Genomic DNA, 15,740 nt, shown 5'->3' on the forward strand with positions numbered 1-15,740 from the left:
CGTGAAACATTCGGAAAATCAGCGGATGAAGCATTTTGACTACTGAGCCCGGAAAATGAACCGGATGCGCGCATTCAGTTTGCGCTCGACGAGTTCAAGGAGCGGCTCGCCCCTTCGAGCATCCATTTTCCACGTTGCGAGCTGTAAGGGATTCCCGTACATTCACTATGCGCACAGTAATCGAGACGCCAACGTTTCAAAAAAACGCTGCCAAGTTATGGACTGATGAAGAGCGAGTGGCATTCATCGACTGGATTGCGGTGAATCCGCTGGCTGGAGATGTGATTCCCGGAGCGGATGGCGCGCGAAAAGTGCGATGGAGCTGCGCAGGATCAGGCAAATCCGGCGGCGCTCGGGTGATTTACTTCAACCTGAGCGAAAACGAAATTGTGTTGTTGGTTACGGTTTATGCCAAGGCAGAGCGAGCCAACATAAGCCCCGCTGAAATCAGCAAGGTGGTATGACATGCGTGATCTTGATATCGAAAAAGTTGCGAAGGCTATTGAGGTTGATGCGGGCGAGCCGTTGCCTGATCTGCGCCAAGCGCTAGAAGAAGCCAAGCTGGGGGTTGGGCACATTACCACCCCTGAGCAAATCCTGGTTCGCCAGGCTCGCGAGCGCTGCGGCCTGACTCAAGTTTCGTTCGCCGAGCGCATTGCTACACCCGTGGCGACTTTACGCGATTGGGAACAAGGTCGCTTCGTGCCTCCTGGCGGTGTGCTGTGCCTGATGCGTTTGATTCTCAAGCATCCTGAGCTTACACAGGAGCTGGCCACACATTAATCGAATTTCTCTGCCAATTCGTGATGCCCATATCGTCACTCTATAGCACACGTCGAGTCGTGTAAGACCAGTGACTGCCAAGCATTGGATAGCGCCCGCCCAACGGGTATAAAACATCCTGCGCCATAGCAAAACGCCTTTACTCAAATAAGGACATTTCATGAGAAAGCTCCTCGCCGCGCTCGCCACGTTCGCTCTGTTGCAAGGCTGCACCTCCGTGCCGATGGCCCACCCCTACGAAGATGCGCAAATGAAGCGCTTCGAGACCGTGGCGGACAAGTCGCGCATCTACATCTACCGCAACGAAACCATGGGTGCTGCAATTCAGTGGATGGTGTCCATCGACGGCCGCATGATCGGCGCCACTGCCAAAGACACCTATCTCGTCGCTGAAGTAACCCCGGGGGAACACACCATTTCATGCACCGGCGGGGAGTTCCATATGCTCAAGGTGACTGCCGAGGCAGGCAAGAACCTGTACATCTGGCAGGAAATGAGAATGGGCTTCGGTAATGCCAAGACCCAACTGCATGTGATGAGTGAAGCAGAAGGCAAAGCCGGCGTGATGGGGACCAAGCTGGCAGGGACGTTGTAGCCGACGCCGGAAGTCTTATCCAACTTGGAATGTGTTGGGGTCGACACATGCGCTATCGCCCAGCCAATGGCGGGCGATAGCGCCTGTTTCCTAGTCGGCTAGATCACCTTGATGGCTGAGCTCGGCCATCTTCCCACACTGTTCACTGGCCAAGCGGCTGATGATCCGAATCGCCTGATGGATGCCGGCGGTGTTGCGGAAGGTCAGCTGCGGGTTGTGCTCGCATTCGAGCATCTCGTCGTGCTGTACGAGGGCTTCGCCGAGCAGTTCGAGCGTCCAGGCGTAGCTTTGGATGGTGGATAAACGTTCGAGGTCAGTCATGGGGGACCTGCCTTGGTGTGCAGGCGGGATGGGGTTTGGAGCAGATGGGGTAGAAACGGTGAAGGCTGGGGGCCGGCGTGGGGCGGCGGCGGAGAACGGATGCGAGGATCCTTTTTAGACTTGCGGTAAGCATGCATGAGGTCCTTTTCGGTTGAAGCACCACGCTGACCGTCGCCAAACGGTTAGGGTGGCAGCTGTACGCAGGTTGGCGAACCGAGGAAAAGGAACCCGGCAGACCCGAAGGTCTCCCACGCACAGCCGCCATTACACGAAACTGCGGACGCAAAAAAAGCGCCTGCAATCGTGATCGGGGCGCCGTTGCGCCTTTTCGTACGGGTCGCCAAACCCGGTCGCATCGTTAGTTGCGACTGAGGCAATTTATCCCTCTGAACCCGCGTCTGCAAGTTTCTTGGGTATCAGAAAAGACAGCAGGTGACGTAGGGCTGCCCGATCAGGCATTCGAAAGAGCGGTTGGCTGGGAATAGGCTTTCTCAGCCTCTCCGGCCTTGTAAATATCAACCGCAACCTCAGCGATCGCTCTGCAGAGCGCTTGGGTCGCGAGATCGACATCGGTTTCCCCGTTCACCCCTACAGGGTAATCCCGAACATGCTCTCGTTTGTGGGTGCCAACACGGCAGGTCACTGCACCCGCATTAATCTGCATGCCGTGCTGCACCACCAACCGCATTGCATCAGCGCCATCCACAATCGGGTCCCATGGAAGCCAGGCCACGCAGTCCCCGAAATCTCGGTAATAGCCTGCCGAGCCATTCTGGAAGGAAAGCTCCAGCCCGATGGACCTGGCTGAAAGCTCAATCAACTCGCAATCCGACACACTGCCCCCACGCGTCAACAATAAGTGCATCATGAAAGCGATATCACAACGCCACTAACCAGTCCCGATTGTGACAAATCCTAATCGGCTCCGCCAGTGCAGGACATGAGCCATACCCCTCCCGATCCCCGTCCGGGCGTAGGAACGCGTACCACTGGCGCCCCGGAAATTAGCCCCGATACCGCCCAGGCTTGTGCCAGCGAATCAGCACCAGGTTCATGGCGACGGTGCCCACGGCCGACCAGGCCATTTTGTCGGCCGGCAGGTAGAAGGCCGCGACCAGGAACAGCGCCGCATCGCAAACGAGCTGCGCCACACCGGCGTTGATGCCGAACTTGCGCTGGAACCACAGGACCATCGACCCGGTACCGCCCATGGATGCGTTGTGCCTGACCAGGCAGAGAATGCCCATTCCCAGTAGCGTCCCGCCGAGCGCCCACCCCACCGCCGGCTCGATCCCGTTCACGTTCAACGCCGGGCTAACCAGCTTGACGCCCAGGCCCAGTGCGAAGCTGACCAGGATGCTTTTCAGGGTGAAGTTCCGACCCATGGTGAACAGCGCGAACAGCAGGAACGGCACATTGATTGCCGGCACCAGCACCGATGGCGGGTAGGCGGTGACAAACGACGCCAGCAGGGCCATTCCAGCAATACCCCCGGTGATCAGCCCGCTCTTGCCCAGGATTGCAATTCCGGTCGCGGCCAGGGCGATGCCCGTAAACAGGCCGTACGCGTCATCCAGCGTGCTGTTGCGTGGGTAAGAGGAGGCGCTAGTGTTCATACGGCGTCTCCATGCGCCGAGTGGCTGGCTGGCGCAAGCCTTCCACACGGGTGACGCGGGCAATCTCGATGCCGTGGCGAACGATGATAACCACGGTTCCGTAGATCACTTGTTCAAGGATGAATTCTAGGCTCGACTGGGCGTCGGCCAGGTCGTAAGTCACCTGATACACGGGGCGCTTCCTTTTGGGAGGGTGGTTCGGTAGGTGGGTTTCACCTGGGGCGCCTTGGGCCAGGGTAGGCCGGCAGCTGAGGGAAATGATGGCGCTGATTGTGCGGAAAGTGCTTTCTAACTTTGCAGGTAATGGGGCTATTTTCGAATTAACTATTCGCTATATTGAAAAATCTCGATAAAACTATGCACTGACTAATAGTGGGCGGATTTTTTAAGGGCCGGCTAAATCCGATCGGGGGCAATCGCGCGCGGGGCCGAGGCGCCTTCCAAAGGATTTCAACAGAGCTACCGCGGGGCTTCCCTAACACTGTCTATATATGCGTAAATACGAATATACGAATTACCATATTTAATAGGTCTACCATGCCCCTCTCTCCTCCCACCGTCTTCAAGTGCCTCGGTGATGAAACCCGAGCACGAATCATGCTGATGCTGTTCGCCGAAGGGGAGCTTTGCGTGTGCGAACTCATCTGGGCGCTTGATGACAATCAGCCGAAAGTGTCCCGACACCTGGCCCAGCTAAGGGCCTGCGGACTGTTGGAGGATCGTCGCCAGGGTCAGTGGATCTACTACCGCCTTCACCCCGAGCTTCCCGAATGGATCAAAGGTGTCCTGCAGGTAACGCTTGAGGCGCACCAGACCTGGGTTCATGACGACCAAGGACGCCTTGCCTCCATGGAAGGCCGCCCTGTCCGCCAGGCTTCGTGCTGCTGAGGATCGAAAATGTTCACCGCTGGCCTGATCTTCGTTCTCACACTCACACTAGTCATCTGGCAACCCAAGGGCCTTGGCGTTGGCTGGAGTGCCGCTGCGGGCGCAATCCTGGCGCTACTTACTGGCGTGGTCAGCCTCGGTGATGTTCCTACGGTATGGCACATTGTGTGGAATGCCACGGCCACCTTCATCGCGGTCATCATCATCAGCCTTCTGCTCGATGAGGCCGGTTTCTTTGAATGGGCAGCCTTGCATATGGCGCGCTGGGGGCGTGGCAAAGGCGGGCGCCTTTTCGCACTGATGGTTCTGCTGGGCGCTGCGGTATCCGCACTGTTCGCCAACGATGGCGCTGCACTGATCCTCACGCCCATCGTGATCGCGATGCTCACAGCCCTACGCTTCGGCCCTGCATCCACCCTCGCCTTCGTAATGGCGGCAGGATTCATAGCTGACACTGCAAGCCTGCCCATGGTCGTGTCCAACCTGGTGAACATCGTCTCTGCTGACTTCTTCGGCGTGGGCTTCGGTGAGTACGCCTCCATCATGTGGCCAGTCAACCTGGTGAGTGTGGCCGCCACGCTACTGATGCTCTGGCTGTTCTACCGCAAGGACATTCCCGCCCAGTACGATCCCGAGCAACTGGCCGCCCCCGAGCGGGCCATTCGTGATCGAGTCACATTTGTAGCGGGCTGGTGGGTACTTGTCCTGTTGTTGGCCGGTCTTTTTGCGCTGGAGCCTTTGGGAATTCCCATCAGCGTTGTCGCGGCCCTGTGCGCCGCCATCCTTCTGGTCATCGCAGGTAGAGGCCACATCATCTCTACACGGAAGGTCATCAAGCATGCTCCCTGGCAGGTCGTAGTGTTCTCGCTGGGGATGTACCTGGTCATCTACGGGTTGCGAAACGCTGGGCTCACCGATGCCCTTTCCACACTATTCAGCTATTTCGCCGGGCACGGACTTTGGGCAGCAACCATTGGCACAGGCATCTCGGCAGCCTTGTTGTCCTCAGTAATGAACAACATGCCCAGCGTGCTCATTGGCGCCCTCTCGATCCAAGGCAGCGATGCTACAGGCTTGATCCATGACGCAATGGTCTACGCCAACGTGATCGGCTGCGACCTCGGACCAAAGTTCACGCCCATCGGCAGCCTCGCTACGTTGCTGTGGCTGCACGTCCTGGCGCAGAAGAACATCCGCATCACCTGGGGTTACTACTTCAAGGTGGGCACCCTCCTCACCCTGCCTATCCTGCTCGTGACCCTGGCCGCCTTGGCCTTGCGGCTGAGCCTCCACGCCTAGGAGCCATCAATGAAAATCCTGTTCATGTGTACCGCCAATAGCTGTCGGAGCGTGTTGTCCGAGGGCCTGTTCAATCTCCTTGCCCCTGAAGGAATGACTGCCGTGAGCTCCGGCAGCTTCCCCAGTGGGCGCTTGAACCCGCGCGCAGTCAGCACGCTGAATAGCCTCGGAGTGGATACTTCTGCGTTGTATAGCAAAGGCTCCGAGAGCTTCCAGGACAACCCACCGGACATCGTAATTACCGTGTGCGACAAGGCTGGTGGTGAACCGTGCCCGGTGTACTTCGGGCCGTCCGTAAAGAGCCACTGGGGTCTCTCCGATCCTTCCGATGTTCAAGGAAGCGATGAGGAAGTGCAGGCGGCCTTTGATGCGACCGTGAGCCATATCCGCAAGCGCTTCGCCGCGTTCTTTGCCCTCAATCACAGCGCGCTCACTCCTACGGAGCTCAAGCACGCACTGGATCGGATTGGAGAACTCTGATGACCGAATTCACCTCGGAGACACCGCTGGACTTCCCTAGCTTGGACCTTGAGTTGTTCGACGCCCCGTCTCTCGACAAGCTCACCCAGCACGCCCCTCCAGCCCACAAGCCGCGCATTTTGTTGCTCTACGGATCGACTCGGGAGCGCTCGTTCAGCCGTCTACTCACTCAGGAGGCTGCCCGGATTCTGGAGCTCATGGGAGCAGAGACGGTCATCTTCGACCCTTCCGGCCTGCCACTTCCAGATGATGCGCCTGTAGAGCATCCGAAGGTGCAGCAGCTGCGTGACTTGGTGCTGTGGTCGGAGGGCCAGGTGTGGTGCTCACCCGAACGCCACGGTTCCATGTCCGCCGTGTTCAAGGCTCAGATTGACTGGATTCCCCTGGCGTTGGGCGCAGTGAGGCCCTCTCAGGGCAAGACCCTTGCAGTGATGCAGGTGTGTGGTGGCTCGCAGTCGTTCAACACGGTCAATCAGCTGCGTGTGCTAGGCCGCTGGATGCGCATGGTCACCATCCCCAATCAGTCGTCCGTGCCCAAGGCATTTTTGGAGTTCGATGAGAACGGGCGGATGAAGCCATCTTCGTATTACGACCGCTTGGTTGATGTGATGGAGGAGCTTATGAAGTTTACGCTGCTGGTGCGGGGGCGGGAGGCGTATATGGTTGACCGGTACTCGGAGCGCAAGGAAAGTGCAGAAGCGCTCTCCAAGCGAGTGAATCAGCGGGTAATTTGAACGCTAGGCTAATGGCGCGTGCTTGAAATAGGGTGGTTGGTGGAGATCTGGGAGCTTTCGGGGATTCGGAAACAAAAACCGGCCAGATAGCCGGTTTAGAAGGCTTCGAGGCATTCAGCGGAATGCAGTGGAGCTGGATGTGGTGCGGAGACAGGAGTCGAATCAGGCACCTCAAGCCCAATGGAACCGGGCATTTCGATGACACCACGCCAGCACTGTATACCTAAACATATACCTAAAACGAAAAGTACCTGCGCTGCCACCCTTGGTATGCGGCTCGATCCACCACCCCGCCGCGAGGTAGTGGCTGGCACCAGGTGAAGGTAGGCATACCAGAAGGGTTCGATTTGAAATCGAACGGCCCTATCCCGGTCAGTTGTGCTCATCACTTACATGCCCACAACTCCGGGTGTGGGTTCGGCAACCAACGCGATGCCAGGGGGGTTGTGTATAGCCATTGTTTAAGCGATGCCCAGGGGGTTATGTATAGCCGGCCGATCATAGGTACTGGTCATTTTCGGATAGCAGTATGTCAGCGGCCGTGGCATTTCTTAAACTTGACACCGCTGCCGCATTGACACAGCTCATTTCGTCCTTGTTTTTCGATCCCCGCTGCTGGTATGAATTTCTTCTCAGGCTTTGGCTTCACCATGAGCGCGGACTGGGTGATTCGGGCGGCCTCCTCGAAAACATGATCATTTTCTGCCGTTCGCTGTCCGGGCGCATGAACAGCGAAGGGTTGGGCTCGATGATAGGTCCCATCAGAATCTACGCAGGCCAAAATGCCTACCATGTCGGAGGCATTGATAGACAAAGCGCCTGCGCTGGCCTTGACATGCACCGTAGTCCAGTCAATTTTGTGATCGTGTTGTTGAAGCCAGACAAATATGGGTGCGGAGCCCCCAAGCAGGAAAAAACGATAGGGGCGCTGATTCAGAGTGCGGCGAAGATCAGACAGCGTTTTGGCTAGATCATCACGTCCCTCTTCTCCCAGATCACGAATACGGCTTTCCGCTACAAGCCATCCTGGAGTTCGGTTTGCGTCAAGAGCTTGAAGTAGCCTGTCTAACTCCACAGGGAAGTGCTGCTTAGGAAGCGGAGTGTTATTCCAGTCTTCGCCCTCGAAGCTCTTATCTATTAAATTACTCATACCATCCCAAATGAGCATGCTTACTGAGCCATCTGCTAAATGGTTGTCGATGTCATGATCGAAGCGGTTCTTCTTCAGATAGGCACCCAAGTGGTCAAACTCATCGAACAGATGAGCATGACGCCTAGCTGCCACAGCCTGGCGCACCTCCATATAGTGCATGAACTCGCCCGGGGTTGGCAGGAAGCGCTTAAGCACGAACAGGTCGTCAATAGACATCGAAATGAAAGCGTGCTTCCCGAGTAGCGGCGCGATCTGCGGCAGTTTTTTGCAATACGCTGAAAAGGGGGAGAAGGATTCGACTGTCAACCCGATCGGTATCATCACTCGGTATTCGGAAGAGCGGACACGGCCGCACTCTTGATATTTGCCGTCTACGAGCTGGTAGAGGGTGACTTCCTCTGATGAATTCAGATAATTGAAGAAGCGCTCACATTGGGTATAGGCCTTAATAACCAAATCTTGCACGGACTGGGCATGACGTCCGAAATCAAGTGCCGGAGATGCAATAGTCGCAGCAGCGCCGGCTTTGGCTTCGACTAGGAACAACACGTCGTCGATCAGGATAAGAGTATCGTTCTCTGACCATTTATTGGTGGCGGGGTCTTTGTAGTAAACCTCTTGGAAAACTTTAGCGCCTGGAAGCTGGGCGGCCAGGATGTCGGCGAAAGCCGCTTCGCTCATCGTTTTCTGGCGATCATTGAACGATTTTTTGTAGTCAGGTTTTCGCTGAAGGAGATTGAAAAGCAGTGCCCGATAGCCCGAGTCTCGGGTGAAACACGGATCTACTGCGTAGTAATCCTCGCCTAGCTGGATCAGGGGTTTCTTCCTAGCTGGCAGTGTCCTATACGGTGTCCCAACGAAATCCCCAGGCGCAAAAAACTCGGTTTCCTCCCCGCGCCGATAAGCCAAGTCCGCCAAGAGCAAAGGCGGCAATTTCGTATGAAGACTCACGTTGGCTATACCACCCCGAAACATGTCATTTATCGCCTGGCCTGCGGCATTCGTCTGTTCCTCGTTGCACGCGACCCATTCCTCCATGACGCCTTCCAGAGGCTTTCCCTGAACCGCAGCGAAATTCTGCGCAGACTCGAACTGTCTCATAAGCATCGAGATTGCATTGGAATGCCCTGAACGGCCGGCATTGGCCAGGGCCTGGAAACCATCCGCAATCTCAGCGGAATTAGCTCCATATACCTCTCTCAGCACATCTTCATGAGGTGACAAAACGTATCGATAGAACTCGCCTTCCAACACTTGGTAGCGGTTCCCTCGCAGTAAGACCCAAGAAGATTTCGCGCGAAACTCAATGTCTGCAGTGTCTGGGCCAAAGACACCATCTTTAATATTGTCGGACGAAGCCATGGCGAAAATCATAGCCTGCTCTCGCAGTTTTCGGCCAAGCTCAAACAGTTCGACACACCGGGCTTCGTCGAAGACTACATCCATAGGGGCGACATCTGATGCGAGAACTGCATGGACGTACTCTAATAGAAATTGATTTTCATCAATCAAATCATCCAAGTCGCCTTCTTCGTGATGGTCCTGAGAGCCGCGCTGACCCGCTATCGCTTTCATCATGTGCCGGGCGTAGATATAGCCGAGTAAATCATGTGGGGGCATAGCAACAATCAAATCGCGCATACGGGCGGCAGTGCTCTCCATACCCCGTAATAGGGAAGCACAAGCGTCCGTCATATTTTCCTGATCCATAACAACTTCCCTCGATGCGATTGAGGCCAAGATTCTAGTAGAGCCATGGTTGGACGTGGTGTTAATAATCAGGGATAGCTTGGCAGAACTACTGTTCTAGGCCCAATCTCCCTAGATGAAAATGTACGGAAATTTTTGACGGCGGTCGCCTCGGTCAGTCCGCCAGGTTCAATGCCAGCCCTTGTACAGCAAGGCTTACAGCCGACCATGCTCAAGCGTCCGCGGCTGAATCCGTCAAGCGTGGTCAGAAATTTCCGTCAAGGACTGTCAAGGGGCCAGGGTGCTGGCCATTCTGGTCAGAGCAAGCTGGCAAGGCATGATCGAGCTGCCCGCACACCGGGCACGCCGCTGGCTTCATGACGCCCTACCTACTGGTGCTGGCGCAAATCCGCCCAGAGCCTGTCCATAATTCGGGCCTCGGCATTAGACGGGGTTACCCGCGCTAGCCTGTCACGCATAGGTCCAGGCCAGGCGCGGCAAGTGATCCAGTGAGTCGGGCCACCGACCACCGTCTATCGCGGTCTAGTGCGGGTCTAGTTTCACCTGGAAACTCTGGACGAGCTTACGGCCGGATTCGCCCGCCACGAGACTGGCAGCCCAACCATCACGCGCCATAGCGCCAGCACCACCACCCAACACCCGCACCGATCCGTCCAAAGCGGTCCAAAATCCGTCTTAGGCCTGTCCGGGGTACGCCCCCCTACTTTGACGGCCTCCAGCACCGGAAAGACCTCAGACGCCCGGCCACAAGAGCCACTGTCATCTGTCTGGTCCGTACTCCGTCAAAGCGTGGTCAAACAAGTGCTTAGCACCACCGGCAATGTGAGACGGCGTCATCCCCCAGTTTTACGCTCACCGCCTGAACAAAGGCCTCGGGCGCACAGGCCATGCTGGTTCCGTCTCATGCCTGTCTCATATTCGGTAAAGGCTGGGTAAAGCTAAACCTGCGGCGCTATTGGAACAGCTATGCTAGGGGGTTGATCAAAGTCGAGCTGTGCTCCGGATAAAGCAGCTTGCATGAACCGCTCGCGAACGACGGGATAAATCGCCTTCCCGGTGTGCCCTTTGTAATTAACCAGTGCCCAAAGACACCCTCTCCCGCCGAAATCAAAAAACACGGTTCTCCGGGCATGTAGCCAAACCTCACGTGGCCTTTTCCAGGACCAGGCATGGTGGCCACGGTGCGATCCCTCAAGGGCCTCAAACTCCTTGCCGTGGAAAAGCTCCATGAGGTCGCGCGTGGACGTTCGGGCATCCAAATCCGCCCGACGAAAATACCCAAGCCACAAAGCTGCTTGAGTCCCAAAGATCGGCATAGCCAACTGATATTCGTCAAGCTGGGGATGCTCGGGGGCAGGCAGAGCAACACCGATGTTGATGTGATTGCGGAAACTCTCACCATTGACGACCCAGATCATCCTCTCGCCGTAGAACTGCTCTCGACTTCGCATCTCGTCGAGCGGCATTGGAGAGTTCTGGAGCTCAATCACAAGATCATCAGGCCGCCTGATATCAGCCACATGCCTTTCCCCGTTGGCTTCCTCAATGCGAACGTTTTCACGCCATTCGAAGGGAAATAGCTCCTTCCAGGCCTTATGCCATGGTCCTTCATTCTCCATCCAAGGGTCGCAATGACGCCGGCCGGCATGCGCCCAACGCCAGCGAACGATCGGCCCACACTTCGCCTGAGCTGGCGCCCCACACCTCTCACAAACTCCCCTCAATCCGGGAGCAGGCGGCAGTCGCTGCCCATCAACAACTGCTACATCCATTGAAGCCATGCGATTTACTCCGGGGCGTTTGTCCAGGGAGATCTGACGGCCACCCGTGGGGCTACCGCCGCGAATAAAAAAACCCCGCTGTCGGCGGGGTTATTATTAAGGCTTCATAGCGTCGGTGGTGGCCTTGATGATCTCTTTCGCCGCCTCGACGCTGATGGGCAGCGTCGCCTGCGGTTCATCCTGCTCAGGCTTGGGCCTATGGTGGAAGTACCTAAGCAATGCGATCAGCAGAAGCGTCGGAACCGTTGAGAGGGACACGATGATGGGGATGTCGCCAGTAGTATGCGGCCTCACCGAAGCAAAGAAATACCAAGCACCGGCCGTTACTCGAATGTTGCCGAAAAATACGAACCCCAGGAGCGATACATAAAAAATGATGATGAGGCTAACGGTAACGGTGGTAAGACGCTTCTCCCACCGAAACCGCCAAGCCTCTTTCCGAAGGTAATCGCCAATCAGCCCCGGATTCTCAGCTTCACCTTGGGACAGGTCATCGCTCGAAACTGTCATAACAACCCGATCGCTTTGAGCCGGAACTCCATGGCAGCAGTGGACACTCCGAAGGTCTGCGCCAATCTGGAGAGATCGGTAATCCTTTGCTCAACTACCATGTGCTTGACCAACGCTGCCGGCATAAGTAGTGCGGCCGCGAATCGATTTGCTGCGACCTCTTTGGGGTCACGTGCCCTGGCGCTGAACTGCTCCGTCGTGTCTCGAGGTGCGTCGAGATCGCCATGGACGTGGTGTCCAATCTCATGGGCAATCGTAAACCGTTGCCGCACCGGGGCGTCAGTGAAGTTGTAGGTGATCAAAGGGCGCCCCTCGCGATACGAGTAATGCCCACTTTCATTGGGGCGCCAGGTGGCAGGATCAAAGGGAGTCAGAGCCTTCACCTCAATTCCCATCGCTTGCGCTATGGCCTGAGGATTCACCGGCAATCTTCCATCCCAATGGGCCTGAAGGACGTCTGCAGCAGTGCGATACACCATGTCGACCTCCTGTGTCAGTTGGGTTGGTTTATCAAAAATGAGGCGCGATTCTGCCTAAGTCAAGGCCCGGGGTCAAATTCATGTTGACACCGTCGTCGTGCCTCGTTCTATCAGCATACAGAAATTCACTGTTTATTCATACAGCACTTGCGGTACGAAGCTCTACCTTGGAACCTGAGAGCGGATAGGCTGGCGCTGGGCAGCGAGCATTGTGGTTTTCATGTGGTCATTCATTGCGGCATCGTGGTCACCGGAAGCCGCAATACCGTGGAAACCACAGTGGAAACCTCCACCTGGAAATCATAACTTTTGATAACCGGCAGGACGCCAGGTTCGCACGGAAGGTTCGCGCATAGGGGGGTTGCGAACCTGACTGCGAGCCATGGTTGCGAACAACTAGGCGCAAGGCGGACGCCGGCGCAATGGCTATCATGGATATCTCATCTACGTGGGAGGTCACAATCATGGCCATGTATCGCCTGACCCCGGCTGGGCACGAGCTGAACTACGGCTTTCGACGCAATGCGCGACTCGCGCTAGAAGCACTAGGCCCGACGTTCACAAAGGAGCAAGCGCTGGAAAACCTCCGCGTACTTCACGACCTGGGCCAGCTTGGCAAGGGCACACCTCAAAGCTTCTGGCACCGGTTCGCGTCCCTGGGCGCCCACTCCAAAAGGAAAGCATTTATTGAGTCAGTGCCTCGCTGACTTGTGACCCGCACGCCAGAATGTGTACCAGCAGCGCGTACCTGGCTGCGTACCTCGCGGTATCACGCCCCCCGCCTACGTGACGCTCGTGCGTAAACCGCCCCGCCTACTGCTCAAATTCGGCATTCAAATGCGCCCAGATGCCATGAAGTTCGTCTTCATACGAATCGCCGAACGCCACGCGCGATGATGCAAGGCTCGCAATCTCTTCAAGGCGCTCTTGAAAGTCGACGATGCGAATCTCAACAGGCTTTGGAATATGGTTGATACCTTTACCCTTTGTCGAAGACGAGCTGTAGCGGGACCAAGTCTCCGTTATCTCGATCTTGACCTGGCCTGGTCGCGCCGCTCCCGTGCATCGCGCAGGCTGATGTCGGGATAAGTGCCCAGGGAAATGCGCGGCTGCTTGTCGTGCCAGGTGAATCGGTAGCCAGGACTTTGTCCCGTTGGCGGCAACGTGCAATAAAAGGCCGTCGCTGTCTTTGAGGGTGTACGCTTTTTCCTTGGCCTGCCTGGCCGCTGTGTCTGTGAGGGGCATTTAGTACATCACCTGAGTACTCGAATCTACGATGTACTGCGCAATGTACTAAAAAAGACAGGAATGCACTGGAAGAATTCGGAAGAATCCGGATAAAAGAAAACCGCCTAGGCGGCGGTTTCACTGGGCTGGCTGGAACTTGCTGGACCATCCCGGAAGAGTACATGGTGCCGGAGACAGGAATCGAACCTGCGACCTTCGCGTTACGAGTGCGCTGCTCTACCGACTGAGCTACACCGGCGTGTAGCGCAACGTACCACTGCCGCACCCGTTACGCAAACCCCTGTTTCCCCTGACTTATTGCCCTACCCTCAGGCCCCTTTGCAACCGCCTGGCGCCAGGTCGTCTTCGATGGTGGTGGTACAGCTCCACCCGCTGGCCGAGCGGGTCAGTGTCAGGGCTTTGCCGACCACATTGGCCGGCGCATCGACCAGGGTGCAGGTGAGGCTGCCGCTACCGTCAGCAGCCGTGCCCTGCGCTGTGATCGCACAATGCGAGGTTGTGGGCTGGCCCCCTAACGAGGCTACATCCGCCACGTCCTTGCCTTCGTTCAACCGCAAATCCATCGCCGTCTTCAGCGCGGAGATCTCGAGCAACCCGGCGGCTGCCTTGGTACGTGACTGGTGGTTGGTGTACATCGGAATGGCGATGGTCGCCAGGATGCCGATGATCGCGACGACGATCATCAGTTCGATCAGGGTGATACCGCGTTGCCCTTTCATGAACAGTTTCCTTTTTGATACGCGTATGCATTGAGGTCAATCTCGACCCCGGCTGGCAGCGGCGCAGTAGGCCTGAACAGACACCTTTTGTCACCCCTGCCTGCCAGGGCGTCATCTTCGCTGAACTACTCTAGTGAGCATCAGGGAAGCGCGCCCCTTCATGGACGCGGCAAGCTGTTTCCAGGCTTGTCACACGAGCAAAAAAGGACCTTTGCATGAACCATTCAACACAGCTTTACGCATGGCATGGCACCGATGCCAACGGCGCAATAGTCAGCGGGCAGGTGGCGGGGCGTAGCCTGGCTTACGTGCGTGCCGGCCTGCAGCGTCAGGGTATTCGTGTCACCCGCGTGCGGCCGGCAGGCGGGCTGGCCTGGCGCTGGCCGAAGCGGCCAGAGAAACGTGATCCGGCGGGTTTCAGCCGACAGTTGGCAACCTTGCTCAAGGCCGGTGTGCCGTTGTTGCAGGCGTTCGAGGTGATGGGGCGCAGCGGCTGCGGGGCTGGGCAGGCGGCGCTGCTGGAGCGATTGAAACAGGATGTGGCGGCGGGGCTGGGGTTTGCGGATGCGTTGCAGCGCCACCCGCTGTGGTTCGATGCCTTGTACTGCAACCTGGTGCGGGTGGGGGAGCAGTCCGGCACGCTGGACCGGCAGCTCGAACAGCTGGCGGGCATGCTGGAGCAGAGCCAGGCGCTGCGCAAACGGGTACGTAAGGCGATGCTTTATCCGCTGCTGCTGTTGCTCACCGGGCTGGGCGTCTCGGCGATTTTGTTGCTGGAAGTGATTCCGCGGTTTCAGAGTTTGTTTGCCGGCTTCGATGCGGCTTTGCCGGCGTTCACTCAGTGGGTCATTGACTTGTCCACAGGGCTGGGCCGTCTTGCCCCCCTGCTGTTGATAAGTGCATTTACGCTCGCTGTAGGCGTGCGCCAGGTTTATCGGAAGCATGCGCCAGCGCGCCTGTGGATAGCTTGCCAAATGCTACGTATACCGGTGTTTGGCAGCCTGTTGGTGCAGGCGGCGCTGGCCCGGTTTGCACGCAGCCTGGCAACGGCTTACGCCGCTGGTGTGCCCTTGCTGGATGCACTGGGGACGGTGGCCAAGGCCAGCGGCAGTGACTTGTACGAACAGGCAATCTTGCGGCTGCGCCAAAGCATGGCCAATGGGCAGGGGCTGAATCAGGCGATGGCGCTGGAGAGGCTGTTCCCGCCACTGCTGGTGCAGCTTACGGCCATCGGCGAATCCAGCGGTACGCTGGACCAGATGCTGGGCAAAGCCGCGAGCCATTACGAGGAACAGGTCAGCCAGGCGCTGGACCAGTTGACCAGCCTGCTGGAGCCGGCCATCGTGCTGATCCTGGGCTTGCTGGTCGGCGGCCTGGTGGTGGCGATGTACCTGCCGATCTTCCAGTTGGGTAGTTTGATCTGA

At 57.2% G+C, this 15,740-nt stretch carries 17 protein-coding genes, 1 tRNA gene and 1 pseudogene; 8 read left to right on the top strand and 11 right to left on the bottom strand.

Features of this window, described 5'->3' with window-relative positions:
- Window positions 1-167: 167 nt before the first annotated feature.
- The 3 genes from ACIQUF_RS11045 (at window position 168) to ACIQUF_RS11055 (ending at window position 1,378) form a co-directional block, all read left to right on the top strand.
- Complete coding sequence (locus tag ACIQUF_RS11045) at window positions 168-464, top strand: transcriptional regulator (protein ID WP_403131311.1); 297 nt, start codon at window positions 168-170, stop codon at window positions 462-464.
- A 1-nt stretch (window position 465) separates the two neighbouring features.
- On the top strand, window positions 466-783 hold the full coding sequence (locus tag ACIQUF_RS11050) for a helix-turn-helix domain-containing protein (protein ID WP_403131312.1): 318 nt from the start codon (window positions 466-468) through the stop codon (window positions 781-783).
- Between the two features lie 160 nt (window positions 784-943).
- Window positions 944-1,378 carry a DUF2846 domain-containing protein gene (locus tag ACIQUF_RS11055; RefSeq protein ID WP_403131314.1) on the top strand — a complete coding sequence of 145 codons (435 nt, stop codon included), beginning with the start codon at window positions 944-946 and terminating at the stop codon, window positions 1,376-1,378.
- Between the two features lie 90 nt (window positions 1,379-1,468).
- Here ACIQUF_RS11055 and ACIQUF_RS11060 read toward each other — a convergent pair whose 3' ends face one another.
- The 4 genes from ACIQUF_RS11060 to ACIQUF_RS11075 form a co-directional block, all read right to left on the bottom strand.
- Window positions 1,469-1,699 carry a hypothetical protein gene (locus ACIQUF_RS11060; RefSeq protein ID WP_403131315.1) on the bottom strand — a complete coding sequence of 77 codons (231 nt, stop codon included), beginning with the start codon at window positions 1,697-1,699 and terminating at the stop codon, window positions 1,469-1,471.
- 451 nt (window positions 1,700-2,150) lie between these two features.
- Window positions 2,151-2,567: a hypothetical protein gene (locus ACIQUF_RS11065; protein WP_403131316.1), complete on the bottom strand. Its 417-nt coding sequence runs from the start codon at window positions 2,565-2,567 to the stop codon at window positions 2,151-2,153.
- A gap of 136 nt (window positions 2,568-2,703) precedes the next feature.
- Window positions 2,704-3,315 carry a YitT family protein gene (locus ACIQUF_RS11070; RefSeq protein ID WP_403131318.1) on the bottom strand — a complete coding sequence of 204 codons (612 nt, stop codon included), beginning with the start codon at window positions 3,313-3,315 and terminating at the stop codon, window positions 2,704-2,706.
- On the bottom strand, window positions 3,305-3,487 hold the full coding sequence (locus ACIQUF_RS11075) for a hypothetical protein (protein WP_400797951.1): 183 nt from the start codon (window positions 3,485-3,487) through the stop codon (window positions 3,305-3,307). The genes ACIQUF_RS11070 and ACIQUF_RS11075 overlap by 11 nt, the downstream gene beginning before the upstream one ends.
- Before the next feature lie 365 nt (window positions 3,488-3,852).
- On the opposite strand from ACIQUF_RS11075, the gene ACIQUF_RS11080 reads away from it, so the two are divergent.
- Genes ACIQUF_RS11080 through arsH form a run of 4 tightly spaced genes read left to right on the top strand, consistent with a single transcriptional unit; the run spans window position 3,853 to window position 6,716 of the window.
- Window positions 3,853-4,203 (top strand): metalloregulator ArsR/SmtB family transcription factor, encoded by a 351-nt coding sequence (locus ACIQUF_RS11080; RefSeq protein ID WP_403131319.1) that lies wholly within the window; start codon window positions 3,853-3,855, stop codon window positions 4,201-4,203.
- 9 nt (window positions 4,204-4,212) lie between these two features.
- Entirely contained in the window at window positions 4,213-5,502 is a 1,290-nt protein-coding gene (locus ACIQUF_RS11085; RefSeq protein ID WP_403131321.1) for an arsenic transporter, read from the top strand.
- A 9-nt stretch (window positions 5,503-5,511) separates the two neighbouring features.
- Window positions 5,512-5,982 (top strand): arsenate reductase ArsC, encoded by a 471-nt coding sequence (locus ACIQUF_RS11090; RefSeq protein WP_403131323.1) that lies wholly within the window; start codon window positions 5,512-5,514, stop codon window positions 5,980-5,982.
- Entirely contained in the window at window positions 5,982-6,716 is a 735-nt protein-coding gene (arsH, locus tag ACIQUF_RS11095) for an arsenical resistance protein ArsH (protein WP_403131325.1), read from the top strand. Before ACIQUF_RS11090 ends, arsH begins: the two co-directional genes overlap by 1 nt.
- 532 nt (window positions 6,717-7,248) lie before the next feature.
- On the opposite strand, the gene ACIQUF_RS11100 is transcribed toward arsH, so the two are convergent.
- The 7 genes and pseudogenes from ACIQUF_RS11100 to ACIQUF_RS11130 all read right to left on the bottom strand — a co-directional run bounded on the left by ACIQUF_RS11100 (window position 7,249) and on the right by ACIQUF_RS11130 (window position 14,316).
- Window positions 7,249-9,579 carry a YecA family protein gene (locus ACIQUF_RS11100; RefSeq protein ID WP_403131327.1) on the bottom strand — a complete coding sequence of 777 codons (2,331 nt, stop codon included), beginning with the start codon at window positions 9,577-9,579 and terminating at the stop codon, window positions 7,249-7,251.
- Between the two features lie 938 nt (window positions 9,580-10,517).
- On the bottom strand, window positions 10,518-11,360 hold the full coding sequence (locus ACIQUF_RS11105; RefSeq protein ID WP_403131329.1) for a competence protein CoiA family protein: 843 nt from the start codon (window positions 11,358-11,360) through the stop codon (window positions 10,518-10,520).
- A 96-nt stretch (window positions 11,361-11,456) separates the two neighbouring features.
- On the bottom strand, window positions 11,457-11,870 hold the full coding sequence (locus tag ACIQUF_RS11110) for a hypothetical protein (protein ID WP_028625274.1): 414 nt from the start codon (window positions 11,868-11,870) through the stop codon (window positions 11,457-11,459).
- Complete coding sequence (locus ACIQUF_RS11115; RefSeq protein ID WP_054888454.1) at window positions 11,867-12,349, bottom strand: ImmA/IrrE family metallo-endopeptidase; 483 nt, start codon at window positions 12,347-12,349, stop codon at window positions 11,867-11,869. The genes ACIQUF_RS11110 and ACIQUF_RS11115 overlap by 4 nt, the downstream gene beginning before the upstream one ends.
- A gap of 1,034 nt (window positions 12,350-13,383) precedes the next feature.
- Window positions 13,384-13,594 (bottom strand): annotated as a pseudogene (locus ACIQUF_RS11120) (Arm DNA-binding domain-containing protein); the annotation flags it as partial.
- A 165-nt stretch (window positions 13,595-13,759) separates the two neighbouring features.
- Window positions 13,760-13,835: transfer RNA gene (locus ACIQUF_RS11125), tRNA-Thr, on the bottom strand.
- A gap of 70 nt (window positions 13,836-13,905) precedes the next feature.
- Window positions 13,906-14,316: a pilin gene (locus ACIQUF_RS11130; RefSeq protein ID WP_403131332.1), complete on the bottom strand. Its 411-nt coding sequence runs from the start codon at window positions 14,314-14,316 to the stop codon at window positions 13,906-13,908.
- 215 nt (window positions 14,317-14,531) lie between these two features.
- Between ACIQUF_RS11130 and ACIQUF_RS11135 the strand changes: the two genes are divergently transcribed.
- Window positions 14,532-15,740, top strand: a complete 1,209-nt coding sequence (locus ACIQUF_RS11135) for a type II secretion system F family protein (RefSeq protein ID WP_403131334.1) — start codon at window positions 14,532-14,534, stop codon at window positions 15,738-15,740.

Origin of the sequence: Pseudomonas sp. NPDC090233 (assembly GCF_044772285.1) — a bacterium.
Classification (GTDB): Bacteria; Pseudomonadota; Gammaproteobacteria; order Pseudomonadales; family Pseudomonadaceae; genus Aquipseudomonas.